General features: G+C 66.5%; 21 protein-coding genes and 1 tRNA gene. 17 read left to right on the top strand and 5 right to left on the bottom strand.

The annotated features are described in order from the left end of the window. The first annotated feature begins 117 nt into the window (after positions 1 to 117). Genes AAFP30_RS00795 through AAFP30_RS00785 form a run of 3 tightly spaced genes read left to right on the top strand, consistent with a single transcriptional unit; the run spans position 118 to position 3,559 of the window. Positions 118 to 1,623, top strand: coding sequence for an APC family permease (locus AAFP30_RS00795; protein WP_419227926.1), 1,506 nt, complete (start codon positions 118 to 120; stop codon positions 1,621 to 1,623). A 36-nt stretch (positions 1,624 to 1,659) separates the two neighbouring features. Beyond that, on the top strand, positions 1,660 to 2,040 hold the full coding sequence (locus AAFP30_RS00790; protein WP_419227925.1) for a cupin domain-containing protein: 381 nt from the start codon (positions 1,660 to 1,662) through the stop codon (positions 2,038 to 2,040). A gap of 31 nt (positions 2,041 to 2,071) precedes the next feature. Then, positions 2,072 to 3,559: an aldehyde dehydrogenase gene (locus AAFP30_RS00785; protein ID WP_419227924.1), complete on the top strand. Its 1,488-nt coding sequence runs from the start codon at positions 2,072 to 2,074 to the stop codon at positions 3,557 to 3,559. Here the strand turns inward: AAFP30_RS00785 and AAFP30_RS00780 are convergent. From AAFP30_RS00780 to AAFP30_RS00770, 3 genes are read right to left on the bottom strand one after another with little or no spacing between them, the layout of a single operon-like run. Beyond that, the gene (locus AAFP30_RS00780; protein ID WP_419227923.1) at positions 3,531 to 5,105 is read right to left on the bottom strand and encodes a GMC family oxidoreductase; all 1,575 of its coding nucleotides are present in this window, start codon (positions 5,103 to 5,105) and stop codon (positions 3,531 to 3,533) included. The genes AAFP30_RS00785 and AAFP30_RS00780 overlap by 29 nt on opposite strands. A gap of 6 nt (positions 5,106 to 5,111) precedes the next feature. Next, positions 5,112 to 6,635, bottom strand: a complete 1,524-nt coding sequence (locus AAFP30_RS00775) for an APC family permease (protein ID WP_419227922.1) — start codon at positions 6,633 to 6,635, stop codon at positions 5,112 to 5,114. A gap of 52 nt (positions 6,636 to 6,687) precedes the next feature. Then, positions 6,688 to 8,175, bottom strand: a complete 1,488-nt coding sequence (locus AAFP30_RS00770; RefSeq protein ID WP_419227921.1) for an aldehyde dehydrogenase family protein — start codon at positions 8,173 to 8,175, stop codon at positions 6,688 to 6,690. 329 nt (positions 8,176 to 8,504) lie between these two features. Between AAFP30_RS00770 and AAFP30_RS00765 the strand changes: the two genes are divergently transcribed. The 7 genes from AAFP30_RS00765 (at position 8,505) to AAFP30_RS00735 (ending at position 17,061) form a co-directional block, all read left to right on the top strand. Continuing rightward, a complete protein-coding gene (locus AAFP30_RS00765; RefSeq protein ID WP_419227920.1) occupies positions 8,505 to 10,343 on the top strand; it encodes a putative nucleotidyltransferase substrate binding domain-containing protein in 1,839 nt (612 codons plus the stop codon). Between the two features lies 1 nt (position 10,344). Beyond that, positions 10,345 to 10,983 (top strand): PolC-type DNA polymerase III, encoded by a 639-nt coding sequence (locus AAFP30_RS00760; protein ID WP_419227919.1) that lies wholly within the window; start codon positions 10,345 to 10,347, stop codon positions 10,981 to 10,983. Positions 10,984 to 10,996: 13 nt separating this feature from the next. Further along, positions 10,997 to 14,281, top strand: a complete 3,285-nt coding sequence (fdh, locus tag AAFP30_RS00755) for a formate dehydrogenase (RefSeq protein ID WP_419227918.1) — start codon at positions 10,997 to 10,999, stop codon at positions 14,279 to 14,281. Next, positions 14,281 to 15,255 (top strand): 4Fe-4S dicluster domain-containing protein, encoded by a 975-nt coding sequence (locus AAFP30_RS00750; protein ID WP_419227917.1) that lies wholly within the window; start codon positions 14,281 to 14,283, stop codon positions 15,253 to 15,255. Before fdh ends, AAFP30_RS00750 begins: the two co-directional genes overlap by 1 nt. Further along, positions 15,252 to 16,343: an NrfD/PsrC family molybdoenzyme membrane anchor subunit gene (nrfD, locus tag AAFP30_RS00745; RefSeq protein WP_419227916.1), complete on the top strand. Its 1,092-nt coding sequence runs from the start codon at positions 15,252 to 15,254 to the stop codon at positions 16,341 to 16,343. The genes AAFP30_RS00750 and nrfD overlap by 4 nt, the downstream gene beginning before the upstream one ends. Before the next feature lie 62 nt (positions 16,344 to 16,405). Next, positions 16,406 to 16,660: a hypothetical protein gene (locus AAFP30_RS00740; protein ID WP_419227915.1), complete on the top strand. Its 255-nt coding sequence runs from the start codon at positions 16,406 to 16,408 to the stop codon at positions 16,658 to 16,660. After that, positions 16,657 to 17,061 (top strand): PIN domain-containing protein, encoded by a 405-nt coding sequence (locus tag AAFP30_RS00735; RefSeq protein ID WP_419227914.1) that lies wholly within the window; start codon positions 16,657 to 16,659, stop codon positions 17,059 to 17,061. Before AAFP30_RS00740 ends, AAFP30_RS00735 begins: the two co-directional genes overlap by 4 nt. Here AAFP30_RS00735 and selD read toward each other — a convergent pair. Then, on the bottom strand, positions 17,048 to 18,043 hold the full coding sequence (gene selD, locus AAFP30_RS00730; protein WP_419227913.1) for a selenide, water dikinase SelD: 996 nt from the start codon (positions 18,041 to 18,043) through the stop codon (positions 17,048 to 17,050). The two genes, AAFP30_RS00735 and selD, sit on opposite strands and share 14 nt — an antisense overlap. A 47-nt stretch (positions 18,044 to 18,090) precedes the next feature. On the opposite strand from selD, the gene AAFP30_RS00725 reads away from it, so the two are divergent. From AAFP30_RS00725 to AAFP30_RS00695, 7 genes are all read left to right on the top strand, one after another. Then, positions 18,091 to 18,714, top strand: coding sequence for a maleylpyruvate isomerase family mycothiol-dependent enzyme (locus AAFP30_RS00725; protein WP_419227912.1), 624 nt, complete (start codon positions 18,091 to 18,093; stop codon positions 18,712 to 18,714). A gap of 30 nt (positions 18,715 to 18,744) precedes the next feature. Then, positions 18,745 to 18,836: transfer RNA gene (locus tag AAFP30_RS00720), tRNA-Sec, on the top strand. 42 nt (positions 18,837 to 18,878) lie between these two features. After that, positions 18,879 to 20,198, top strand: a complete 1,320-nt coding sequence (gene selA, locus AAFP30_RS00715) for an L-seryl-tRNA(Sec) selenium transferase (RefSeq protein WP_419227911.1) — start codon at positions 18,879 to 18,881, stop codon at positions 20,196 to 20,198. Beyond that, positions 20,195 to 21,985, top strand: a complete 1,791-nt coding sequence (gene selB / locus AAFP30_RS00710; RefSeq protein ID WP_419227910.1) for a selenocysteine-specific translation elongation factor — start codon at positions 20,195 to 20,197, stop codon at positions 21,983 to 21,985. Before selA ends, selB begins: the two co-directional genes overlap by 4 nt. Next, on the top strand, positions 21,982 to 22,473 hold the full coding sequence (locus AAFP30_RS00705) for a PH domain-containing protein (protein ID WP_419227909.1): 492 nt from the start codon (positions 21,982 to 21,984) through the stop codon (positions 22,471 to 22,473). The genes selB and AAFP30_RS00705 overlap by 4 nt, the downstream gene beginning before the upstream one ends. After that, positions 22,460 to 23,980, top strand: a complete 1,521-nt coding sequence (locus tag AAFP30_RS00700; protein WP_419227908.1) for a PH domain-containing protein — start codon at positions 22,460 to 22,462, stop codon at positions 23,978 to 23,980. The genes AAFP30_RS00705 and AAFP30_RS00700 overlap by 14 nt, the downstream gene beginning before the upstream one ends. A gap of 92 nt (positions 23,981 to 24,072) precedes the next feature. Further along, positions 24,073 to 25,884 carry a hydroxysqualene dehydroxylase gene (locus tag AAFP30_RS00695; RefSeq protein ID WP_419227907.1) on the top strand — a complete coding sequence of 604 codons (1,812 nt, stop codon included), beginning with the start codon at positions 24,073 to 24,075 and terminating at the stop codon, positions 25,882 to 25,884. 6 nt (positions 25,885 to 25,890) lie between these two features. Here AAFP30_RS00695 and AAFP30_RS00690 read toward each other — a convergent pair whose 3' ends face one another. Continuing rightward, positions 25,891 to 26,946 carry an alcohol dehydrogenase catalytic domain-containing protein gene (locus tag AAFP30_RS00690; protein WP_419227906.1) on the bottom strand — a complete coding sequence of 352 codons (1,056 nt, stop codon included), beginning with the start codon at positions 26,944 to 26,946 and terminating at the stop codon, positions 25,891 to 25,893. Between the last annotated feature and the right edge of the window lie 25 nt (positions 26,947 to 26,971).

Raw genomic sequence — 26,971 nt, 5'->3', positions numbered from 1 at the left:
CATTGGATCGACTAGACCGATACTAAAGCAAGAAAAGACCGACTGTACAGATGCTCTGTGGTCCCACAAGCTTGTTGTACGCATCACAGCGCCCCCATTCTGAGCAGGAGTTGCGATATGGGATCACCCACCGATTTGTCCACCGAGGTACACCTCCGACACTCGCTGAAGCGCTTCGACGTCCCCGTCATGATCCTGTCCGCGCTGATCAGCCTGGACATGGTCGGCGAGATCTCGTCGTTCGGCGGCCAGACCTTCACCTGGCTGCTCGTCCTCGCGCTGCTGTGGATGATTCCGTACGGCCTGGTCACCGCCGAACTCGGTAGCGCCTTCCCGGAAGAGGGTGGCCTCTATGAGTGGGTGAAGCGGGCGTTCGGCCGCCTCGCCGGGTCACTCGCCACGATCATGTACTGGTCGATCAATCCGCTGTGGATCGGCGGCTCACTCGCCTTCATCAGCGCCCAGGCGTGGAGCAGCTTCATCCACCCGATCGGCGACGGCACCGCGGGCGACTTCATCTTCAAGGTGGCGTTCGTCCTCGGCTCGGTCGCCATCACGCTGCTGTCGATGCGCCGCGCCCGCGTCATCTTCCGCATCGGCACCTACCTCAAGCTCATCCTGGCCGCCGCATTCCTGGTGACCACCCTCGTCTACGGCATCCAGCACGGCTTCCACGGCATCGGTGCGGTCTCCTGGTCGCCGACCATGACCGGCTTCCTGGGACTCGTTCCGCTGCTGCTGTTCTCGCTCGTCGGCTTCGAGGTTCCAAGCCAGGCCGGCGGTGAGATGACCAACCCGCAGCGCGATGTTCCGCGTGGCATCGCGATCGGCGGCTTCGTCGGCATCCTCGTCTACGCCCTCCCGGTCCTGTCGCTGCTCCTGGTACTGCCCGCCGACAAGATCACCGGCATCGCCGGCTTCATGGCCGCGGTCAACACCGTGTTCGGCGTATTCGGTCCAGCCGCTTCGGTTCTGGTGAAACTCGCGGTGATCGCATTCATCCTGAGCCTCGGCATCACCGGCGCCACCTGGGCCATGGCCGCCAACCGTGCCCTGGCCGTCGCCGCGGGTGATGGCGGATTCTTCCCCTACTTCGCCAAGTTCGACGAGCGCACCGACGTACCGATGCGGGTGGGACTCTTCACCGGCGCAGTCGCTCTCGCCTTCATGGTGGTCGGCGTCATCTTCTCCGGCGGCGACAGCGCAGCCACGTTCACCGTCGTCCTGACGATCACCATCTCCACCTCGCTGGTCGCCTACCTGTTCGTCTTCCCCGCGGCCCTGCGGCTGCGCTTCACTCAAGCGAGCACACCGCGCCCCTACGCGGTGCCCGGCGGCCGTCTCGGCATGACGATTGCCGTTGCGCTGACCACCTTCTGGGCGGCGCTGGGCGTGTGGGTGGCGGTGTTCCCCGGAACCCTCGAGCACCTCTTCGGCATCGACTACGCCTTCCTCGATGCCTGGGGCGTGTCCCGGATGCGATTCGAGGTCTTCACCCTCGGCACGCTGGGTGTCCTCACCCTCATCGCGATCGCCGGCTACCTCTGCGGCCGTCGTGTCATCGCGACCGACGAAAACCCCGCCGCATTGACGCAACCCACCCTCACCGAATCCGTCGGCTGAGCTGCCGAATCACCCACCACCGAAAGGACATCTCACATGACCACCACCGCACTGACCACCCCGGAACTCATCCCCGCCGACGACACCGCACGCTCCGCCATGACCCCGAGCGCCTACGTCACCGCCGAGACGCTGCGGGCCGGCGACCCGCGCGAACGCGAGGCCATCCACCTTGCCAGCGACGACGAGAAGTTCATCATCGGTTCCTGGGAAGCGCAGCCCTACACCGAGTTCATCGAGTCCTACCCCGGCGACGAATATGCCCGCGTGCTCGCGGGATCGGTCACCCTGACCGGCGACGACGGTGTTGCACATACCTATTCGGCCGGCGAGGCCTTCACGCTGCGTCGAGGGTGGCGCGGCGAATACCGCGTGACCGAAACGCTGCTCAAGCAGTTCGCCCTGTACCTCGCCTGAACCGTCCCTTCGCGCCGACCGGAGACCCACCATGTCTGACCTCACCGCCATCGATTGGTACGACCGTGCCACCTCGATCAAGTTCCCCACTGCCGCAGTCATCGACGGCCGTCAGGTGCCCGCGGAATCGGGTGACACGTTCGATGTCGTCAACCCCGCCACCGACGAGGTCCTCGCTTCGGTCGCGGCCGGTGACAGCGCCGACGTCGACGCCGCTGTCGCCGCCGCCCGCCGGGCGTTCGATGACGGACGCTGGTCGGGACTCTCCGCCAGCGAGCGCGGTGTGATCCTGAATCGATTCGCCGATCTCCTCGAACAGCACACCGAAGAACTCGCGCTCTTGGTGACGCTGGAGATGGGTAAGCCGATCCGCGATTCGGTCGCGGTCGAGGTACCCGGTGCGGCAGCGGTTTTCCGCTTCTACGGGGAAGCCGCCGACAAGGTGGCCGGTGAACTGCCACCCACCGCCGATGGCAGTATCGCTCTGGTGCGTCGCGTGCCGCTCGGTGTTGTCGGTGCGGTGGTGCCGTGGAACTTCCCGCTCGACATCGCCGCGTGGAAGGTGGCGCCTGCCTTGGCGGCCGGCAACACGGTCGTCCTCAAGCCGGCCGAGGAGTCACCGCTCTCCGCGCTGCGGATGGCCGAGATCGCGCTGGACGCGGGTATCCCGCCCGGCGTGTTCAATGTGGTGCCCGGCCTCGGTGCCACTGCCGGACGTGCGCTCGGAGTGCATCCCGACGTGAACTGCCTGACCTTCACCGGTTCCACCGAGGTTGGCAAGAAGTTCCTGGCCTACAGCGCCGAATCCAACATGAAGCAGGTCTGGCTCGAGTGCGGCGGCAAGAGCCCGAACATCGTGTTCGCCGACTGCGCCGACCTCGACCACGCCGCCGCGATGGCCTGCTTCGGCATCTTCGGCAACCAGGGCGAGGTGTGCTCGGCCAACAGCCGCCTGCTCGTACAACGCGAGATCCTCGACGAGTTCGTCGCCAAGGTCATCGAAAAGGCCGCCGGTTACCGGCCCGGCGACCCGCTGGACGCCGCGTCGACGGCCGGGTCAATGGTGTCGCGCAAACAGCTGGACCTCGTGCTTCGCTATGTCGAGCGGGCACGCCTCGACGGACGGATCGCCTTGGGTGGCAATCAGATCGGTACGGTCGGCAATTTCATGGAACCCACCGTCGTGGTGGACCTGCCGACCGACTCCACCGTCGTCACCGACGAGATCTTCGGGCCGCTGCTCGCAGTGATCCCCTTCGACACCGAGGCCGAGGCCATCGCACTGGCCAACGACACTCCCTACGGCCTTGCCGCCTCCGCGTGGACCGCCGATCTCGATCGGGCACTGCGGATGTCGGATGCGCTGCAGGCCGGCACCGTGTCCATCAACACCGTTGATGCACTCTCACCGGGCACGCCGTTCGGCGGGTTCGGCGCGTCGGGCTATGGCAGCGACCTCTCCATCCACGCGATCGAGAAGTTCACCGGCCTCAAGACGACCTGGATCGCGCGGCGGTAATCAGGTCAGCAGCCTTCTCCGCCATCGTCATGACAGTGATATTCGGGTTGATGGCCGGCAGTTTCGGCATTGCCGAGGCATCCACGACCCGCAGCCGGTGGACTCCCTTGACCCGCAACTCCGGATCCAGCACCGCCATCGGATCGTCGACGGCGCCCATCCGGGCGGTGGCGGCCGGATGATAGACGGTGTTGTGGGTCTTGTGGATGTAGTCGATGATGTCGTCATCGGTGACAGCGTCGGGTCCCGGCGCGAGTTCCCGTGCGATCCATGACTTCAGTGGCTCCTGCGCGGCGATCTCGCGGGCCAGTTTGATACCGGCGAGCATGACCCGCTCGTCATGGCCGTCGGGATCGGTGAAGTACTTGGGGTCCACCTTGGCGCGGTCCCGGAAATCACGCGACCGCAGCCGCACCGTGCCGCGCGATTTCCCCTGTGTCACATTGGGTGTCAGGCAGAATCCGTTGTCGGTGGTCGGGTAGCCCCAGCGCAGGGTGTTCATGTCGAACGGGACGCTGCCGTAGTGCATCATCAGATCCGGCTGGTCGAGGCCGTCGACGGTGGTGGTGAACAGGCCGATCTCCCACCACTGGGTCGACGACGTGACCATGGGACGCGACGCCTCCCAGAACACCAGTCCTTCAACGTGATCGTCGAGATTGGACCCGACTCCCGGTGAGTCGACTCGTACCGGGATGCCCATCTCCGTGAGGTGATCGGCCGGACCGATTCCCGACAGCATCAACAGCTTCGGCGTGTCGATGGCGCCTGCGGTTACCACCACTTCACGCCGGGCGTGCACCTCGTCGTAGCCGGTGAGATCCGGTCGCTGATAGCGGACGCCGGTGGCGCCGCCCTCGTCGTCGAACAGGATCTCGCTGATCCAACAGTTGGTCCGCACTTCGAGGTTGGTGCGGGTATCAAGGATCGGATGCAGGTAGGCGTGCGACGTCGACATGCGGGTGCCGTCCTCGTCAGCGTTGATCTGGAACCAGCCGGCGCCCTTGACCACGGTCGATCCGCGGTTGAATTGCACTGTCGGCAGTCCGACCTTTGCCGCGGATTCCAGAACTGCTGCGCCACAGGGGTCGTTGGGTGGGACGTCACGCAGGCGGACCGGCCCGTCATGGCCGTGGTCACCCTCGGCGTCGTTGCGTTCGACTCGTTTGACGTAGGGCAACACATCCTTGGCACCCCATCCGGTGGCGCCCATGGCTTCCCACTCGTCAAGCCCTTCCGCGGGTGGGTGGAACGCGATACACGAGTTGTGCGAGGAACAGCCGCCGAGCACCTTGGCCCGAGCATGTCGCATGAAGCTGTTGCCGCGCTCCTGCGGTTCGATCGGGTAATCCCAGTCATACCCCGAATCGAGGAGATGCATCCACTGGTTGAGAACCAGGATGTTGTCGTCGCCGACGTCACTGGGACCGGCCTCGACCAAACAGACCGTGACATCGGGATCCTCGGACAGTCGCGCCGCCAGCGCGCACCCGGCGGTGCCACCACCGGCGATCACGTAGTCGAAGGTGTTCGTGTTGTCAGACATAGAGTTTCAGTTCACTTTCTCCGCCGCATGGGATTCGAGGGTGCCGATGTGGTGGCGCCCCTTGAGGGCGTACCAGATCAGGCCGGAGCCGAGGATGATGCCGATGTAGACGAAGGCACCCCAGGTGTTGTACCAGGGTGAGCCGTAGACCGCAGTCCGTGGCCACGCGAGGTTCAGCGCCATCCCGACGCCCCACAGCACGGCGAAGATGTTGACGGGTAGACCCCACTTCCCCATGGTGAAATAGCCACCTGCGGCAAGGTCTTTCGGCGGCCATTCGCCCCTGAGCCGCTTCTTGAGTAGCGGACCGGTGACCATCAGGTAGGCCATGTAGATCATGATGATCGCGATGGACGTCAGCACCGTGAAGATCTTGGGCTGGCTGATGTTGATCACCAGGATCAGAATCGCGATCAGACCGATGACGACCGCCGGAATGATCGGGGTCTGGGTCTTCGGATTGACCCGGGCGAGCTTCTCCCCGAAGGGAAGTGCGTTGTCGCGCGCCATGGCGAAGGTGAGGCGGATGGCGGCGGTGTGCACCGCGAGCGAGCAGACGGTGACGGCGACGACGATGCAGATCAAGAAGATCGTGCCCAGCGGACCCCACATCACCTGCTCGACGATGTACTGCAGACCGCCGTCGCTCTGGCCGATCTTCGGGTCGTCGAGATCGGGTGCCGACAAGATGGCGAATACCAGGATCGCCCCGCCGATGACGAAGGACGCGAGGATCGCCCGCAGGATCGCCTTGGGTGCGGTGCGCCGTGGCTCGACGGTTTCCTCGCCGAGCGAACTCGCGGTGTCGAATCCGTACATCACGTATCCCGACGCGAGCGACGCGACCAGGAAGGCACTCAGGTAACCACCGGATTCGCCTGCGCCGTAGCCATTCGTGGAGAAGAACACGCTCGGTCCTCGAGTAATGTTGCACGCCAGGATGATCGCGATGAGCACCGCGGCGATCAGCTCGATGAACACGCCCGCGCTGTTGATCATCGCCATGAGTTTCACACCGAGCGCATTCACCAACGTCGTGAACAGGATCAGCACACTACCGAGGAGCACCGCGTTGGCCGCGAAACTCGACGGGGTCGAGCCGTCGCCGATGATCTGGAAACCGCTCCACAGGCGGGGCAGGTTGAGTTGCAGCGCAAGCACAACCGCGGACAGGGTAACGATCGACGCGGTCAACATCAGCCAGCCCGACGACCAGCCGACGACCCGGCTGGCGAGTGCCTTGGACCAGTTGTAGACCGACCCGGCGACCGGGTACTTCGCGGCGAGTTCCATGAAGCACAGTGCGACAGCCATCTGGCCGACGAACACCATCGGCCACGACCACAGGTAGGCGGGTCCGGCTGTGCCGAAGCCGAAGTAGAAGAGCTGGAAGGTGCCGGTGAGGATGGAGATGTAGCTGACACCGGCGGCAAAGCTGGCGAACTTTCCGATGCTGCGGTCCAAGGACTCTCGGTAACCGAAGTCGTCGAGACCACCCTCGTCGGAAGACTGTTGGGCTGGGATTGTCATGGATGTGCTCTCTGGTCTGGCAAGGGACGGGCGACGGTGCCCCGGAAGGTGCTCACGCAGTGAACCAGCCCACCTCCTTCGGTGCCGTGTTGGTCCAGATATGTTTGGCCTCTTGATATTCTGCTAGTCCAGTGGGACCCAGTTCGCGTCCGTTGCCCGACTTGCCGAAGCCGCCCCACTCCGCGGCGGCGGTATAGACACCGAAGTCGTTGATCCAGACGGTGCCGTGCCGGAGCGCACGCGCGACTCGTTCGGCTCGTGCGGTGTCGGCGGTGCGGACGCCGGCCGCGAGACCGTAGGAGGTGTCGTTGCCGAGTTCGATGGCTTCGCGTTCGCTGGCGAAGCGCTCCACGGTCAGGATCGGTCCGAAGGTCTCCTCCTGCACCACCCGCATCGACCTGTCGCAGTTGTCGAGGATGGTCGGCGGGAAATAGCTGCCCTTCGCGAACTCGTCGTCGGCAGGACGCTCACCGCCGGTGACCAAGGTGGCCCCCTCGGAGATGCCGAGCGCCACATAGCCTTCGACCTTGTCCCGGTGGGATTGTGAGACCAGGGGGCCGGTCTCGCTCGCATCGTCGAGGCCGTCGCCGAACCGGATGGCCTGGGCCCGTGGCACCAGCGCGGCCACGAACTCGTCGGCGATCGATTCCTCTATGATCAACCGTGTGCCGGACGAGCAGACCTGTCCGGAATGCAGAAAGACACCGGTGATCACGGCGTCGAGGGCGGCGTCGCGATCCGCATCGGCGAACACGATGTGCGGATTCTTGCCGCCGAGTTCGAGTGCCACCCGGGTGACGTGTGGTGCGGCGACGGCGGCGATGTGCGCGCCGGTCGACGCCCCGCCGGTGAAGGAGATCATGTCGACGTCGGGCGAATCGGTGAGCGCGTCGCCGATCACCGCACCGCTGCCCTGGATGAGATTGAGTACGCCCGGTGGGACCCCGGCCTCCTCGGCCAGCCGGATCAGCGCGATGGTACTCAACGGCGTCACCTCGCTGGGCTTGGCCACCATCGTGCATCCGGCGGCGAGGGCGGGCGCGATCTTCCAGACGATCTGCAGCAGCGGGTAATTCCACGGAGCGATCAGCACGCAGACACCGACGGGTTCGTGGACAACCCGGCTGACGATGGTCGGGTCTCCGACATCGACTAGCCGATCCGACTCCACGGCAACCAGTTTCGCGTAGTACCGGAACACCGATACCACATCGTCGATGTCGATGTGACTCTCGCGCAGGGTCTTTCCGGTGTCGAGGGTTTCCGCCCGGGCGATCTCGTCGCGATCACGCAGGAGGAGGTCGGCTATCCGGTCGAGTAGCGCCGAACGCTCGGCCACCGTGGTGTCCCGCCACGACGACTCGTCGAACGCCCCCCGCCCCGCCGCGATCGCCGCCCGGCCGTCGTCGGCGCTCGCCTCGTCGACCACTGCGACGACGCTACCGTCGGCCGGGTTGATGATGTCGCGGGTGCCGCCGTCGGAGGCGTGCCGCCACGTGCCGTCGATGCAGAGGATCGGGTCGGGATTCGTGCCGCTCATCGGTGACTCCTGTTCGGTCTCATTCGACTCCGGAAAGTATGCGCGCCGGTCAGCTGGGTCATGGGCGGTTGAACAGAACCGGCCGCTCCGATCTCAGAGGCGGTGGGAGGGGCAGCGCGCTACTGCTCACTGCCGCGTGAGCATCGGTGGATACCGTCCACCATTCGGCCATATCTGTTGCATTAAAGGCTTTGTGTTGTTCTGTACGCAACAGAATGACGCCGGTTGGTACCGCTGTCAACAACAAGTCCGAATTGTCGGACTGTGTTTTCCATTCTCATATATCTTTTGGGTTTCAGACTTCAACCGACGAGAAAGGGACACCGACGATGCGCGAGTTTGTGGAGTTCCTGGGCTCGCAATCGCCTTACGATCGACTCGGTTCCGACGATCTGGACAGCCTCGCCCAGCAGGTCGAGGTGGTGTACTACACCGCGGGCACGACGATACTGACCGAGGACGATCCGCCGTCGGACTCGCTCTACGTGATCCGCACCGGCGCGGTGGAACTGCTCGACGCCGGAGTCCGGCCCTTCGACCTGCTGTCGGTGGGCGACTCCTTCGGGTATGTGTCGATGTTCTCCGGGCGGCCGCTGTCGTTCACGGTCCGCGCCGTCGAGGACACCCTCTGCTACCGCCTCCCCGATCCCCGCGGCATCGTCGCCGAACCACACCGTCTCCGGTTCTCGTACTACGAACCAATCGCCGACCGTCGTGACACACTGACCCCGCACGGGGGATTCGCTCGTCTCGATCGCCCGGTGCGTGATCTCACCGCTCCCCCGCTGTGGTGCACACCGACCGACTCCATCAGCGGTGTCGCGCAGCAGATGACCGAGGCGCGCCGTTCCTGCGCGGTCTTTCTGCGCGGCAACGAGATCGGGATTGTCACCGACGCCGACTTTCGGGCGCGCTTCGCGACCGGCAACACCTCTGGCGCCGACCCCATCGAGTCGATCGCCAGCGTTCCCGCGGTGACGATCCCCGACGACGCGACCGTGAGTGCGGCGTTTCTGTTCATGGTGGACAAGGGCATTCATCATCTGATCACCACCGACCCCGGCGGCACACCGAACGGTGTCGCCCGGGTCGTCGACATCGCCGCGTCCGATGTGCGGGACCCGTTGGTGGCACGCAGCGCGATCGCCACGGCCCGCTCGTCCGCCGATCTGGTCGCCGCCGGCGCGCTGATCGTGCCCACGGTGATCGACCTGTGGCATTCCGGCGTGCCTGCCCTGCATCTGGGCGCGATCTACTCCACCATGGTCGAGGCGCTGATCCGACGGACCGTCGAATTGACCACCGACGACCTGTTCGCGCGCCTCGAATGTTGTTGGCTACTGGCCGGTTCCCACGGTCGACGGGAGCCACTGCTCAACTCCGACGTCGACACGGCACTCATCTGGTACCAGCCGACGGCCGCGACCGGCGACCCGCCCACACCGGCACAGACCGCCGCGGCATCCGAATTCCTCATCGATGCCCTCCCCTCCTACGGTCTGTCGGCCTGCCCGCAGGGCCTCAACGCGTCGAACCGGCTGTTCAATCGGTCTGTCGGCGACTGGCATTCAGCCGCCGACAGCTGGCGCCGGGATCCGGGTTCCACCGACAATCTTCTGTTGGCGTCGACGATGCTCGACGCGCGCCCGATCGGTGGCCATCGCGGACTCGAGATCACGCTGCGGAACGCACTGACGACAGGTATCGGCCGCGACACCTACGTCCGCGCCATGATCGGGTTCGCCGGCGCCGAACGCCCACCGTCCGGATTCGTCCGCGAGTTCGTCGTCGGACACATCGGAGATCGCAAGCGACACCTCAACATCAAGAAGTCCGGACTGCGACCCATTGCCGCGCTTGCCCGAACCCTGGCATTGCGGGCCGGGGACGCCACCGGATCGACGACGACCCGACTCGACCGGGCACACGCGAGCGGCCTGCTCACCACTGACGAGGCCGACACCCTCACCGGCGCATTCACCCTGTTCTACCAACTGGTGCTGGAGAGTCAGGTGCATGCCGTCGAGAACGCCGAGCCGATGAAATCGGCAATCGAACCGAGTACTCTCGACACCCTCGAACGACGAAATCTGCGCGCGGCGTTCCGATCTGTCAACCAGATCCAGGATCGACTCGCGGCCAATCGTTACGTCACCGGAGGCAGTTGACATGATCCGACGTTTCCGACGGAAATCTGCCGTTGCTGCCTCGCCGACACCGCTCGGACCGGACTGGCAGAGCCGGACGTATGTCGTCGTCGATCTCGAGACCACCGGATTGGATTGGCGGCGCGATCAGATCGTCGCGTTCGGTGCGGTGGTGATCCGGGACGGCGTCATCCACAACGCCGAATCGCGCTACGGACTGGTACATCCCTCCTGCCCCGTCTCCGATGCCGCGGTACGGGTGCATGGGCTGCGGGCTCAGGATCTGGCCGAGGCCCCGCCCCTCGACGAGTGCCTGACCACGTTGGACGCGTTGCTACGGGGCAATGTGCTGGTGGCGCATTGCGCGTCGATCGAACGTCGCTTCCTCACCACGGCGTTTCGCGACGCCTACCTCGTTTTCGACTCGCCGGTCATCGACACCGAGGTCCTGGCGCGGCATGCGCTCGGGATCGACGACAGCGGCACAGTGGTCTCCTTGGAGTACGCGGCGACCGCGTTGGGGCTTCCGGTGTTCACGCCGCACCATGCACTCGGCGATGCGATGACCACCGCGACACTGTTCCTGGCGCTGGCACATAAGATCGGCGAGTCCGGCCCGACGGGATCTTCTGCGGTCGCGCACGGTGCGCTCGGCCTCTGAGTAGACTCACACCGTGCCCTTCAGCCCCCTCGAATGGCCGGTGTTCCGTCAATTGCGGTCCGGCGATGTCTTCGGGCGTGGTCCGGCGGTGACGTCGGCCAAGACCCGTTCGGTGGCGCCGCGCACGACAACCGCTGACCGGGTCGTACAGAGTGTGTGTCCGTTCTGCGCCGTGGGCTGCGGGCAGAAGGTATACGTCAAGGACGAGAAGGTCGTGCAGATCGAGGGCGATCCCGATTCGCCGATCTCCCGTGGCCGTCTCTGCCCGAAGGGCGCGTCGAGCGAGCAGCTGGTCAACAACCCGATGCGGCAGACCACGATTCGCTATCGCGCACCGTACGCCACCGAGTGGCAGGATCTCGATCTGCACACCGCGATCGACATGATCGCCGACCGGTTCGTCGAGGCCCGCCGCAACGGCTGGCAAGACCACGACGAGCAGGGTCGAATCCTGCGGCGCACCATGGGGATCGCCTCGCTGGGCGGCGCCACCCTGGACAACGAAGAGAACTATCTGATCAAGAAGCTCTTCACCGCGGCCGGCGCCATCCAGATCGAGAACCAGGCCCGCATATGACACTCCGCCACCGTTCCCAGTTTGGGAGCTTCCTTTGGACGCGGCGGCGCCACACAATCTCTCCAGGACATGGCAGAAGCTGATTGCATCGTGCTCATGGGCGGCAACATGGCCGAGGCACACCCGGTGGGTTTCCAATGGGTGTCCGAGGCCAAGGCACGCGGCGCGCGGGTCATCCACGTCGATCCCCGTTTCACGCGGACCTCGGCGGTCGCCGATCGGCACATCGCCATCCGCGCCGGATCCGACGTGGTGCTGCTCGGCGCGTTGATCAATTACGCGATCTGCAACGAGAAGTACTTCCGGGAGTATGTCGTCGCCTACACCAACGCCGCCACGCTGATCACCGAGGACTATCGGGACACCGAGGATCTCGGCGGGCTGTTTTCCGGATTCGATCCGGAGACCGGCAAATACGACCTGTCGAGTTGGGCCTACGACGAGGGCAACGGCGGCATCGGCTCGCCCGGTGACGACGAACACGGCGCGAGTGCGTCGGCGCGTGCGGCCGGTGATGAACATGGTTCCGGCGGCCCCCCGCTCGAGCACCCTCGGGTGCAGCGCGACGAGACCCTCGAACATCCGCGGACTGTGTTCCAGATCCTCAAACGGCATTTCGCCCGGTACACCCCGGAGATGGTGCGCGACATGTGCGGCATCTCGGTTGACGAATTCGACTACCTCGCAGGGTCGATCACCGACAACTCGGGACGCGAACGCACCACCTGCTTCGGTTACGCCACCGGCTGGACGCAGCACACGCTTGGTGCGCAGTTCATTCGGACTGCGGCGATCCTGCAGTTGTTGCTGGGCAACGTCGGTCGTCCCGGCAGCGGGATCATGGCGCTGCGTGGACACGCCAGCATCCAGGGCTCGACCGACATCCCCACGCTGTTCAACCTGCTACCCGGTTACCTGCCGATGCCGTCGGTGGGTCGGCACGACAGCTTCGCCGACTACGTCGCGTCGATCGCCTCCAAGCAGCAGAAAGGCTATTGGGCGTATGCCGACACCTATGTGGTGAGCCTGCTCAAGGCGTGGTTCGGTGACGCCGCCACCGCTGAGAACGACTGGTGCTTCGACCGGTTACCCAAGCTCGATGGTCCTGCGGGTACCTATCAGACCGTGGTCAACATGCTCGACGACAAGGTCGACGGCTACTTCATCCTGGGCCAGAATCCGGCCGTCGGATCGGCCAACGGGCGCCAGCAGCGGTTGGCGATGAGTCACCTGAAATGGCTCGTCGTCCGGGATCTCAACATGATCGAGTCGGCGACGTGGTGGAAGGAAGGACCCGAGATCGAGTCGGGCGAACTGCGCACCGAGGACATCGCCACCGAGGTGTTCTTCCTGCCCGCGGCCACGCATGTGGAGAAGGCCGGCTCGTTCACCCAGACCCAGCGCATGGTTCAGTGGCGGCATCAGGCGGTGCAGCCGCCGGGCCAGGCGCAGAGTGAGCTCGACTTCTTCTACGAACTCGGCCAACGTATTCGGGCGCGACTGGCCGATTCCGACGACGAACGTGACCGTCCCCTGCTCGACCTGACCTGGGAATACCCGCCCGACGCACACGGCAACCCCGATCCCGAGGCGGTGTTGCGTGAGATCAACGGCTACCACGTGTCCGGGCCTGATGCGGGGAAGGCGCTGTCGAGCTACGGGCAGATGCGGGCCGACGGATCGACCGCCGGCGGCTGCTGGATCTACACCGGCATCTACGCGGACGCGAAAAACCAAGCGGCACGACGTGTTCCGCACGGCGGCACCGGACTCACCCAGTCCGAGTGGGGATGGGTGTGGCCGGCCGATCGACGCATCCTCTACAACCGCGCCTCCGCCGACCCGGACGGCAAACCCTGGAGCGACCGCAAACGGTACATGTGGTGGGACGCCGACGCCGGCCGGTGGACCGGACCCGACGTACCGGACTTCCCCATCGACCGCGCCCCCGGCGCCCGACCCGACCCGGAACTCGGTGGCGCCGAAGCACTCTGCGGTGACGACCCGTTCATCATGCAGGCCGACGGCAAGGGCTGGCTGTTCGCTCCGAAGGGGCTCGTCGACGGCCCGCTCCCGGCGCACTACGAGCCGCAGGAGTCGCCGGTGACCAATGCGCTGTATCCCCAGCAGCAGGCGCCGGCGCGGGTGATCTTCGCGCGGCCGGACAACCTCGACGCGCCCAGCGGCGACGCGCCCGGCTCGGACGTGTATCCGTTCGTGTTCACCACCTACCGACTCACCGAACACCACACCGCGGGCGGCATGAGTCGCTGGTCGCCCTATCTGGCCGAACTACAGCCGGAGATGTTCTGTGAGGTGTCACCAGAATTGGCGGCCCGACGCGGCCTGACCAACGAGGGCTGGGCGACGATCATCTCGCCGCGCGCGGCGATCGAGGCGCGCGTGCTGGTCACCGACCGCGTGAAATCGTTGACCATCAACGGGCGAACCGTCGAGCAGGTGGGCCTTCCCTACCATTGGGGTGTGGGCAGTCATGCGGTGGTCAGCGGTGATGCCGCCAACGATCTCATCGGCGTCACCCTGGACCCGAATGTGCAGATCCAGGAGTCGAAGGTCGGTTCCTGCGATGTCATTCCCGGCCGCCGACCACAGGGTGCTGCATTGCTGGAGTTGGTGCGGTCCTATCAGGAGCGTGCCGGGGTCACGGTGGAAACCGACAATGTCCGGGTCACCGATCCGAAGCGAGAGGGGCAGGACTGATGGGACAACTCTCCGGACCGACCGACCCGAGCGCCGACGCGCACTGGCAGATCCACGAGCACCGCAAGGGGTTCTTCACCGACACGTCGATCTGTATCGGCTGCAAGGCCTGCGAGGTGGCGTGCAAGGAGTGGAACCGCAACCCGCGCGACGGTGACCTCGAACTGACCGGCATGTCCTACGACAACACCGTCTCCCTCGGCGCCAGTACCTGGCGGCACGTGGCGTTCATCGAACAGGACGCCGAACGTATTGCCGCAGCACGGGAATCAGGGCGGGCCCTGACGATGCTGGGTATGCCGACAGTGCCCCCACAGCCGGACGCGACGCCCCCCGACACCCCCGAATTCCGTTGGCTCATGGCCTCCGACGTCTGCAAACACTGCACCCACGCCGGTTGCCTCGACGTCTGCCCGACCGGGGCGCTGTTCCGCACCGAGTTCGGCACCGTGGTCGTGCAGGACGACGTGTGCAACGGCTGTGGAACCTGTGTCGCCGGTTGTCCGTTCGGCGTCGTCGAGCGCCGCGCCGACGGGACCGCCGCCCCCACCACCCGCGAGGGACAGCGCAAGGGTGAACAACCACCGGTGCCCAAACGTGGTGTCGCCCAGAAGTGCACCCTCTGCTACGACCGACTGGTCGACGACGAGACACCCGCCTGCGCCAAGACCTGCCCCACCACGTCGATCAAGTTCGGCGACCACGACGACCTCGTCGCCGACGCCCGCGAACGCGTCGCGCAGCTGCACGCGCAGGGCATGACCGAGGCGAGACTGTATGGCGCCAACGAGAATGACGGTGTCGGCGGCACCGGTTCGGTGTTCCTGCTCCTCGACGAACCCGAGGTGTACGGACTGCCGCCCGACCCGCGAGTGTGCACCGCCGACTTGATGACGATGTACAAGCGCGCCGGCATCGCGGCCGCGGGAATGCTTGCCGCAGCTGCCGTCTCGTTCCTGCGGGGTGGCCGATGACATCGTCGGAGTTCGACTCGTTCCGGCCGCCGGAGCCGCCCCGCAAGCGGCGCCGCGGATCCAAACCGAAGCGCCGCAACGGCTTCGGTCAGGGTGACGGTACCCGCGAGATGATGATGGTGCCCGAACCCGAGTTCACCTCGTACTACGGACATCCCGTCGTCAAGCCCGCGCCGTGGGGGCATGAGGTGGCGGCGTATCTGTTCCTCGGCGGCGTCGCCGGCGGCTCGGGTGTGCTGGCCGCCGGCGCCCAGCTGACGGGGCGACCGACATTGCGCCGCAACGCTCGACTGTCCGGGCTCACCGCTGTCGCGCTGGGCGGGGTCGCGCTGGTCGCCGACCTCGGCCGGCCAGATCGCTTCTACAACATGCTGCGCACCTTCAAGGTGACCTCCCCGATGAGTGTCGGGTCCTGGATTCTCTCCGCGTTCAGCGGAGCGCTGGGCGTGGCCACGGTCGGTGAGGTCGATCGCATGACCGGGCGTCGACTGCCATTGGGACCACTGCGGCCGATACTGAGCGCGGTGGAGGGTCCCGCCGGCTTGGGTGCCGGCCTCCTCGGCCCGCCGCTGGCGGTGTACACCGCAGTTCTGTTGTCCGACACCGCGACCCCCACGTGGAATGCGGCCTATCGGGATCTGCCGTTTGTGTTCGTGAGTTCGGCGAGCCTCGCCGCCAGCGGGCTGGCGATGGTGACCACCCCAACGTCGGAGATCGGCCCGGCCCGCACGCTCGCCACGATCGGCGTCGTCGGCGACCTCGCCGCGATGAAGTACACGGAATCGCGCATGGATCCCGTTGCGGCCGAACCGCTCCACCATGGCAGTCCGGGAAAGCTGTTGCGGTGGAGCGAACGTCTCGCCGTCGCCGGCGGCCTCGGTGCGGTGCTGGGTGGCCGGTCGCGTCCGGTCGCGGTCGCCTCCGGACTCGCTCTCCTCACCGCCTCGGCATTCACCCGATTCGGCGTGTTCGAGGCGGGCATCGAATCCGCCAAGGACCCGCGCTACACCATCGAACCGCAGAAGCGGCGGCTTGCCGAACGTCGGGCGAAGGGGATCACCGACGATTCGATCACGACGGGTGGTTGACGTCGGCAAAGACGCGAACTCTCTAGATCCGTGTAGCACGGAATCAGGGTTACACTAAAAATATGGCCAATCTGACGATCACCGTCGACGACGCGACGCTCAAGCGCGCTCGCATCCGCGCGATCGAACGTGGCGAGTCGGTCAATCAGTACCTTGCACAGCAGCTTCGCGAATACGCCGACGCCGACGCTGCGAACTCACGCCTCCGTCGTGCCGCCGTCGACTTCGTTGCGTTGTCGCGCGACCTCAGCGGATCGAGTGAGGGACACGGCTGGACACGTGATGAGCTCTATACCGAGGAGAATGCCGACCGATGACGGTCTTCTTGGACACGAATCTTCTTGCCTACCAGTTTGATGACAGTCTCCCGGCGAAGCAGTCGCGTGCCCGCGAATTGTTCATCGACTGCGCAGACGACGCCCTGATAAGTACGCAGGTCCTCATCGAGTTGCATTCGGTGCTCACGCGCAAACTCGGACGTACACGCGCAGACGCGGCTCGTGTGCTCAACGCTCTGCGGCTCGAAGTCGTGCCCACCGACGCGGACCTTGTTCGTGCAGCCGCGGCTACCGCGGACGCGCACGAGCTGTCCATCTTTGACTCCCTGATCCTCGAGGCCGCTGCTCGCTCCGGCTGCGATGAGCTCTGGACCGAGGACCTCTCCGATGGAGCCACGTTACGAGGGGTGCGGATAGTCAATCCGCTCATCGCACCCTGATCCCACCCCCGGCCACCGTCTCCCCAATCACCGGATACCCCGGCACCTCCCCCACGAGCAGCAGCCCACCCGAGGTCTGCGCGTCGGCGAGGAAGAGCAGGTCGTCGTCGCTGACGCCCGCGCCCGCCTCCAGCGAGTCCCGCACCCAGTCCAGATTGCGCCGGGTGCCGCCGGAGACGTAGCCGTCGCGCAGCGCCTCGAGCGAGCCGCCGACCGCCGGAACTGCGGCACGGTCGATCACCGCGCCGACACGGGAGGCCCGACAGAGCTTGAACAGGTGACCGAGCAGCCCGAAGCCGGTCACGTCGGTGCCGGAGCGGACGCCTGCGTCGACGGCGGCCACCGACGCGTCCCGGTTGAGGGTGGTCATCAACGCGATCGCCTCGTCGAACACCTCGCCGGTCTGCTTGTGGCGGTTGTTGAGCAGACCAACGCCGATCGGCTTCGTCAGCGTGATGGGCAGGCCGGGTTCGGCGGCGTCGTTGCGGATGAGTCGATCCGGCGCCGCCACACCGGTCACGGCCATGCCGTACTTGGGTTCCGGGTCGTCGATGCTGTGTCCGCCGATCACCGGACATCCCGCCGCATCACCGACGGCGAGTCCGCCGCGCAGCACCTCGGTCATCAGTTCCATCGGCAGTAGGTCACGCGGCCAGCCGACGAGGTTGATCGCGACCACCGGACGCCCGCCCATCGCATAGATGTCGGAGAGCGCGTTCGCGGCGGCGATGCGGCCCCAATCGTAGGCGTCGTCGACGACGGGCGTGAAGAAGTCGGCGGTGGACAGGACGGCAAGGTCGTCCCGGATACGTACGGCTGCCGCGTCATCGCCGTCGTCGAGTCCGACGATGATGTCGTCGCTCGCTTGACCGGTCAGCCCGGCGACGGCGGCCTCGAGCTCACCGGGTGGGATCTTGCAGGCACAGCCTCCGCCGTGTGCGTAACCGGTGAGTCGGACGGGACTGTCGTTGGTCGTGGTCACGGTGCCGAGCGTAGTAGCCTCAACGAGCGGGGAGTGGGAGGAATCGAGTGACAACCGACGACGCGATCTTCGACGCCATCGCCGACGAACGGCGCACCCTGGCCGCGACCCTCGCCACCCTGACCCCAGAGCAGTGGCAGACGCCGTCGCTGTGCGCGGGCTGGACGGTCCGCGACGTCGCCGCGCACGTGACGTTGCCGCTCGTGGTCCCGAAGTGGCGGTTCGGGTTGGCGATGCTGCGGGCCCGCGGCAGCTTCGACCGCGCCAATCTCGCCATGACGAGCCACGTCGTCTCCACCTATGGCGACCGACTGCCCGAGACGATCACCGAACGCGCCGCCCGCCAATTCACCCCGCCCGGTTTCGGTGCGCCGACACCGCTGACCGACATCATCGTGCACGGCCAGGACATCCGTCGTCCGCTGGCCATCGACTATCGGCCCGCCGACGGCCGGCAGTGCATCGTCCTGGACTTCCTCACCAGTCCGAAGGCGCACGGCCACTTCCGCGCCGTCGACGCCGACGTGCGATGGGTCGCCACCGATCTCGACTGGCAGCACGGCGACGGCCCGGAGGTGCGCGGCCCGGGACTCTCGCTCATGCTGCTGCTGACCGGCAGACTGGTCGCGCTCGGCGACACCTCGGGTCCGGGAACCGATCTAATTCGATAGGTTGGGAGGCGCAGGTGCACCGCGGTGCAGGGAGGCGTCTGAGTCCTGGTGGGCTCCCCGGTCTTCAAAACCGAGGAGGTCGAGTATCTCGGCCTGGCGGGTTCGATTCCCGTCCGCTTCCGCCGCGCCGCCTGCGCCGGTACGACCGACAGTCAGGAGGTGTGGTGACCCGAGCCGATCCGCGACGCCGGATTCCGCGCACCGATGCCCTCTTGGTCGTTCCCGAGATCGCCGATGCGCGAGCCCGACTGGGCGACATCATTGTTCGAGACGCCATCACCACGGCGCAGGACGCCGCCCGACGCAGCGAACTGTCCCCCGAACACGTCGAGCAGTCAGTCATCGACGCGCTGGCCGCGCACCGCAGTTTCACCGCCCGTCCTGTGCTGAACGCGACCGGCGTCGTCGTCCACACCAACCTCGGACGCGCATCGCTCTCCCCGACGGCGGTCGACGCGGTGGTGGCTGCGAGTTCCTACGTGGACGTCGAACTCGACCTCGACACCGGCACCCGATCCCGCCGCGGTGCCGCCACCCGTGCCGCACTGGTGCGGACTTGTCCCGCCGCCGGCGATGCGTTGATGGTCAACAACGGTGCTGCCGCACTGGTGCTGATCACCACCGCGCTCGCGGCCGGACGCGCCGTGGTGATCAGTCGCGGCGAGATGATCGAGATCGGTGCGGGTTTTCGGCTCACCGACCTGATCGCCTCCACCGGCGCCCGACTCCACGAGGTCGGGACCACCAACCGCACCCATCTCCGCGACTACGCCGACGCGCTCGAGGCCGACGACGTGGGCGCGATCCTCAAGGTGCATCCGAGCAACTACCGAGTCGAGGGATTCACCAGTGCGGTGGACTTACCCGAACTCGCCAAACTCGGCCGGGCACATGGCGTGCCGGTCGTCGCCGACATCGGCAGCGGTCTGCTGCAACCGGATTCGCTGCTGCCCGACGAACCCGACGCGACAACCACCCTGGCCGCAGGCGCCGACCTCGTGGTCGCCAGTGGCGACAAACTCCTCGGAGGACCGCAGGCCGGCCTGCTCCTCGGGGACGCCACGCTGGTCGGCCGGATCGCGAAACATCCACTGGCACGAGCTGTCCGCGCCGACAAGCTCGCTCTGGCGGCGATGGAGGCCACCCTCAACGGCCCGCCACCACCGGTGCAGGAGTACCTGCACGCTGATCCCGTCGTCCTGCGTATGCGTGCCGAAACCATCGGTACCGCACTGGATTATCCGATCGTCGAGCACGACGGCCGGGTCGGCGGCGGTGGCGCACCCGGAGTTCCGCTGCACGGCTGGGCCGTTCGACTGCCCGAAGCACTGGCACGACCACTGCGGCTGGGTGATCCCCCGATCCTCACCCGCGTACACGACGGCGCGTGCCTACTCGACCTGCGTTGTGTCCCACCGTCGGACGACGAGCGGGTCATCGACGCCGTGCGGCAAGCACTCGCCGCCAACAACGGGTTGCCGTGAGATACGTCGTCGCCACCGCAGGTCACGTCGATCACGGCAAGAGCACACTCGTGAAAGCCCTGACCGGGATCGAACCCGACCGCTGGGCCGAGGAACGTCGTCGTGGCCTGACCATCGATCTCGGATTCGCCTGGACGACACTGTCGTCCGGCGCCGATGTCGCGTTCGTCGACGTCCCCGGGCACGAGCGGTTCATCGCCAACATGCTTGCTGGTCTCGGGCCGGCGCCGATCGTGCTGTTCGTCATCGCCGCCGACGAGGGGTGGCGGGCACAATCCGCCGATCACCGGGATGCGCTGGCCGCGTTGGGTATCGACCGTGGGATCGTGGTGATCAGTCGCGCCGACCGGGCGAGCACCGCACGCGTCGACGAGGTGATCGCAACCGTCCGCACCGAACTCGCCGACACCGGACTGGCCGGGGCACCAACGGTCGTGACGTCGGCGGTGACCGGCCAGGGCATCGACGAGCTACGCACCACCCTGGACGAGGTCCTTGCAACGACACCAGAGCCCGTCACCACCGGACGAGTGCGCCTCTGGCTGGACCGGGCCTTCAGCATCACCGGCGCAGGCACGGTTGTCACCGGAACCCTCAGCGCAGGAACCATTTCCGCCGGCGACACCCTCGAACTGGTCGGCGACCACCGAGCACGCACCATCACCGTTCGCGGCGTGCAGAGCGAGAACGTCACATACCCGACCGTGGGACCGGTGAGCCGCGTCGCGGTGAATACGCGCGGCGTGTCGACCGACGACATCGCCCGCGGCGATGCCCTGGTGACGCCGGACGCGTGGCACACGTCGTCGGTGATCGACATCCGCCGGGTCAGCGGCATCAGCTTCGACGAAGTGCCCGAACACCTCACCGCGCATGTGGGTACCGCCGCAGTCCCGGCACGGCTCCGGCCACTGGGCCCCGATCATGCGCGCCTCACTCTCGACCGGAAGTTACCACTGAGCCTCGATGACCGTGTGGTACTACGGGATCCGGGCCGACGCATTCTCGGTGGCGGACAAATCGTCGATCCCGAGCCGCCGGCACTGCGGCGCCGCGGGGATGCGGCACGCCGATCGGCACTACTCGATGCTCGCGAAGACGGCGACGTCGCCGCCGAGGTCGCTCGTCGGGGCGCGACGACCGTCGCTCACCTGCGTCGGCTCGGACTCATCGACGGTGCCTCTGCCACGCCGCCCGGCGTCGTCGTGACGGGCGATTGGTGGATCGACGAAACTGCCTGCACCGCATGGGCAAAACAGCTTCGGGACGCGGTGGCGGCAGCGCATGCGCGCGATCCACTATCCGCAGGACTGTCGGTGGCGGCGGTCGCCGACCTTCTCGCACTCCCCGATCCCGCGTTGGTGCCGACAATCGTCGCCGCGACCGATGTCACTGCGGCGGACGGCTATCTGACCCTGCCCGGACACCGCGCCGGGCTGGGCAGCGCGGAGGACGCGGTGGCCGCACTGGAGCGGCAACTCACCGACCATCCTTTTCGGGCACCGGAATCCGACGACCTCGGAGCGCTGGGGCTCGGCACCAAGGAGCTGGCGGCGGCCGAGCGGCAACGACGACTGCTGCGACTGCACGACGGCATCGTCCTGCTGCCGACCGCTCCGGCACTCGCGATGCGCACCCTGGCCACGCTCGAGCAACCCTTCACCACGAGCGCCGCGCGGCAAGCGTTGGGCACCACCCGCCGGGTGGTCATCCCGCTGCTCGAGCACCTCGACGACCGCGGCTGGACACGACGACTCGACGCCGGACATCGGGAGGTGGTGCGATGAGTTCCCCTGCGCTGCGCGAACCCGCCTATCAGGTGGATCGCCGGGCGATCACGTTGTGGCGGGTGGCGCCACTGACGCTCGGCATACCGCTGTTCGTGGCGTGCGTCGTCGTCGCGGTGCTGGTCGAGCAGGTGCGCTGGCTCGCCGTTGCCGCAGCGGTCCTCACGCTGCTGGCGACGGTGTTCTTCGTGACCGTCGTACCGTTGTGGCGCTTCCGCTTTCACCGGTGGGAGATCAGCGACGACGCGGTCTACACCCAGGCCGGCTGGTTTGTCCGCAGCCGGGTCATCATCCCGATCGCCCGTATTCAGGTCGTCGACACCGCCGCCGGACCGATCGAGCAACTCCTGAAACTCGCCACCCTGACAGTCACCACCGCGTCGTCGGCCGGCACGATCCACATCGTCGGCCTCGACGCCGAGGTCGCCCGCCGCGTCGCGGCCGACCTGACCATCCGCACCCAGGCGGCCACCGATGACGCCACCTGATCTCTCGGTCACGCCGCGGGTCGACGCCCCCGACGAGTGGCATCGGCTGTCCCCGTGGATGATCGCGGTCAATCCGATCCAGCAGCTACCCCAGCTCATTCCGCTGATCCTGGCGCTCCTGTTCGCGGGACGCGGCGCGCCCGATCTGACGGTGATCATCGCCCTCGTCGCGGTCCCACTGGTGACGATCGTGCCGTGGCTGGTCACCCGCTATCAGGTGACCGACGATCATGTGCGTGTCCGCAGTGGCCTGGTGACCCGCAAGGTCGCCACCGCTCGCCGCGATCGCATTCGCAGTGTCGACCTGACCGCGTCGCTGCCCCACCGGGTTCTCGGGCTGCAGAAGGTGCAGATCGGCACCGGCGGCGCCAAAGACGCCGCCAAGGTCGAACTCAATGCGATCCCGGCGGCCGACGCCGAGACGTTACGCCGCTACCTCATGGCCACATCGCGGGCCGACGCACCGCCTGCGGATACCGTGACCGCGCCGCCGACGCCACCGGAAGTGCTGTCCCGGCTACAACTCTCGTGGCTGCGCTACGCCCCGTTCTCCCTGACCGGGCTCGCCACCGCAGCAGCGGCATTCGGACTGCTGTTCCAGTTCGCCAACGAGGCCGGGCTTTTCGAGAGCGGTGCGACCGCCGCCGAACACCTCGCCGAACGCGCCCGAGATCTACCGATACTCCTCGTGACGCTTGTCGCGGTCGCCATCGTGGTGGTCGGGGGTGGCCTGATCTCGGTCGCCGCGTACCTACTCGGCTTCTGGAACTTCACCCTCACCCGCAACCACGACGACGACACCCTGCACGTGCAACGCGGCCTGTTGACCACCCAGGCCACCAGCCTCGACGAGCACCGCATCCGTGGCGTCCACATGCATGAACCGGTGTTGATGCGCCCGGTTGGCGGTGCCCGACTGCATGCGATCGCCACCGGGTCGTCGAAGCACCCCCTGCTGCTGCCGCCTGCCCCACGCGACGAGGCCATCCGCGTCGGTCAACTCGTCGCGCACGACGGCGACGAACTGACCGCACCGCTGCGGCCCCATGGTCGGCCGGCGCTGCGCCGACGTCTCACCCGCGGATCGTGGGTCGGACTCGGGGTGGCCGCGTTGATCGTGGTCGGCATCGCCGGTCCGCTGACCTGGCCGTGGGTGCTGCTGGCCGGCGCCGCGCTGATCGTGTCGGTCACCCTCGGCGTCGTCCGGTACCGCAATCTCGGTTGGACGGTCAGTCCCAGTTCGGTGGTGATCGCACCGCCGCGGGTCGCGCGGCACCGGTATGTCGTCGATCGTGCCGGCGTGATCGGCTGGGCGACGCAGGCGTCCTGGTTCCAGCGTCGCAGCGGGGTGGAGACCGTGGTGCTCGCGACCGCCGCCGGTGCACAGGCCTACGCCGCCGTCGACCTCGAACCGGACGTCGGAACGGGCGTGATGCGCACCGTCTCCCCCGAGCTGCTACAGCCGTTCATCGTCGACCCGGGAACGCAGACGAACCCAGATTCCTGAGACGATTTTCCGAAACCGTCCCGAATGGGTCACTTGTCCTGGTACACCCTTATACGTCGGTATCGGACGCAGTCGGAGGGTGGTCGATCGGCATGGAAGATCAGCACAACGAGTTCTCGAGGCGATCCGCACTGCGAGGCGCAGCCGCCGCCGCGGTCCTGGCCGGCACAGCGGTTGCCCTACCCGGAGTCAAAGTGCCGTCAGCACAAGCTGTTCCGCGACCACCATCGAGCCGCGGTCGTCAAGTGGCCGTCTTCGGTGGTGGCATGGCCGGACTGGCGGCTGCGCACGAACTCATCGAACGTGGCTTCCGGGTCACCGTGTACGAACCCGACTACCTCGGCGGCAAGGCACGCAGCCTCGGTGTCCCGGGTACCGCGGCCGGCGGACGACTGCCGCTGCCCGGTGAGCACGGCTTCCGCTTCTTCCCCGGCTGCTATCAACATGTTCCCGAGACGATGGCGCGAATCCCGTTGCGCAGCGGCGGAAACGTCAAGGACCGCCATCTGATCAACGTGGAGACCGCGGCGATCGCCTTCGACCAGCGCGGCTACGCGCCGGTCACGGCACCGGCATCCGCGCTGGGCATGATCACTCATGCCGGTGACATCGCGACATTGGACAACATCCGCAACGCGCTGACCACAGGTCTGAAGTTCGTCGTCGACGTCCCACCCGCCGAACTGGCCTACTTCGTGACCCGAGAGTTGATCATCGCGACCAGCTCCCCCGAGCGGCGCATCGGGCAATGGGAGAACCAGTCGTGGATGCAGTTCGTCAAGGCCAAGGGCAAATCGGCTGCCTATCAACGCTATCTGGTGGGTGCACTGACCCGCGCGCTGGTCGCCGCCAAATCCCACACCGCATCGGCACGCACCATCGGACAGATCGGGCTCGCGTTGGCCACCTCGGCCACCGGTCTGCTCGGACAGTACGACGCGTCCCTGATCACCGGCGGCGTCGACCGAATCCTCAACGCGCCCACCAATCATGCGTGGATCGATCCGTGGGTGGCGTACCTGCGCGGGCGCGGGGTGCAGTTCGCCAAGGGTGACGGGGTCGCCGACTTCGCACTATCGGGCGGTCGGATCTCCGGCGCTCGCATGGTCTCCGGCACCACGGTGACCGCGGACTGGTATGTATCGGCCATCCCGCTGGACCGGCTCAAACCGCTCCTGACTCCCGCGCTGCTGACCGCCGACCCGTCGCTGCGCGGACTGCGTCGCCTGCAGGACGATTGGATGGTCGGGATCCAGTACTTCCTGTCCCGGCGCTCGGAACTGCCGCCCGGACACATTGCCGCACTGGGCACTCCGTGGGCGTTGACCGGCCTGTTCCAGGCTCGTCCATGGGGTGTCGATTTCGCTCGCACCTACGGCGACGGACGCGTCAAGGATTGCCTGTCCATCGACGTCTCCGATTGGGACACACCGGGAATCCTGTACGGCAAGACCGCCAAGCAGTGCACCAAGCAGGAGATCGTACGGGAGGTGTGGGCGCAGATGAGTCGGGCGATGAACTCCGGTGGGCGGCGTCTGCTGCGGCAGGAGGACATCGTCACCTGGTCGCTCGATCCCGGCGTCACCTGGTCGCCGCGTATCGCCAACGCCACCCCGCTGATGGTGAACACCGCTGGGTCGTACAAGAACCGTCCCACCGCGGACACTGCGATCCCGAACTTCTTCATCGGCGGCGATCATGTGCGCAGCAACATCGACCTCGCGACGATGGAGGGCGCCAATGAATCCGGGCGCCGCGTCACCAACGCGATCATCGCCGCCGCCGACAGTCCCGCGAAACCTGCTGTGCTGTACCCACTTGCCGAGCTACCACTGTTCGATCCGTTCAAGGAGGAGGACCGCCGACGCTACCGCGCCGGCCTGCCCCACATCCTCGATGTATGACCACCCTCAGACGTTGCTGATGATCACCTTCAACGCGTGCTCGTCGGCGGCGTTGCCGAACGTCTCGTAGGCTTGGTCGAACTGATCGAACGTGAACCGATGCGTCACAAACTTTTCCGGCGCGATGGTGCCCGCACTGGCCTGTTCGAGCAGTTCCGGTGCGGTGGTCGCATTCACCAATCCCGTGGTGATGGTCAGGTTGTTGATCCAATCGCGCTCGATGGGGAACTCCACGCTCTCGCCGTGCACACCGACATTCGCCACGTGTCCACCCGGGCGTACCGACCCGAGCGCGGTCAGGAAGGTACCGGGCAGGCCCACTGCCTCGATCGCCACGTCGACGCCCAGCCCATCGCGACTCAGCTTCTTCAGTTCCTCGACGACGTCGCCGCCCGCCCCGACGTCGATGGTGTCAGTCGCCCCGAAATCCCGGGACTGCTCGAGGCGGAACTTGTTGCCGTCCACCGCGATCACCTTGGACGCCTTCGCCGCAGCGGCGGTCATCACGGCAGCCAGACCCACCGGCCCCACGCCGACCACGGCGACCTCGTCACCTTCTTTGACGGCGCCGTACTGCACACCGATCTCGAAGCCGGTGGGCAGGATGTCGCTGAGCATGCAGCCCTGCTCGGCGCTCACACCATCGGGCAGCGGAATGAGTCCATTGTCGGCGAACGGAACCCGCACGAACTCGGCTTGCGTGCCGTCGATCAGGTGACCGAAGATCCAGCCGATACCGCCGACGGTCTGGCAGTGCGACGTCATGCCCGCCTTGCAGTACTCGCACGTACCGCATTTGGTGACGCACGAGATGATCACCCGATCACCGACCTTGACCTTGGCGCACTCGGGCCCCACCTCGGTCACGACCCCGACCCCCTCGTGACCGAGGATGCGGCCGTCGGTCACCGCGGGCACGTCCCCTTTGAGGATGTGCAGGTCGGTGCCGCAGATGGTGGTGGTCTCCACCTTCACGATCGCGTCGGTCGGGTCCTGAATCGTCGGGTCCGGAACCGTCTCCCAGCTCTTGTTGCCGGGTCCGTGATACACCAGTGCCTTCATTTCGCTGCCTCCGTTTCGCCCACAG

The organism is Gordonia sp. CPCC 205515 (assembly GCF_048537925.1).
In the GTDB taxonomy this organism is placed as follows: Bacteria; Actinomycetota; Actinomycetes; order Mycobacteriales; family Mycobacteriaceae; genus Gordonia.
Note: the sequence above shows the minus strand (reverse complement) of the source record. Positions and strands in the feature narration are given on the sequence as shown.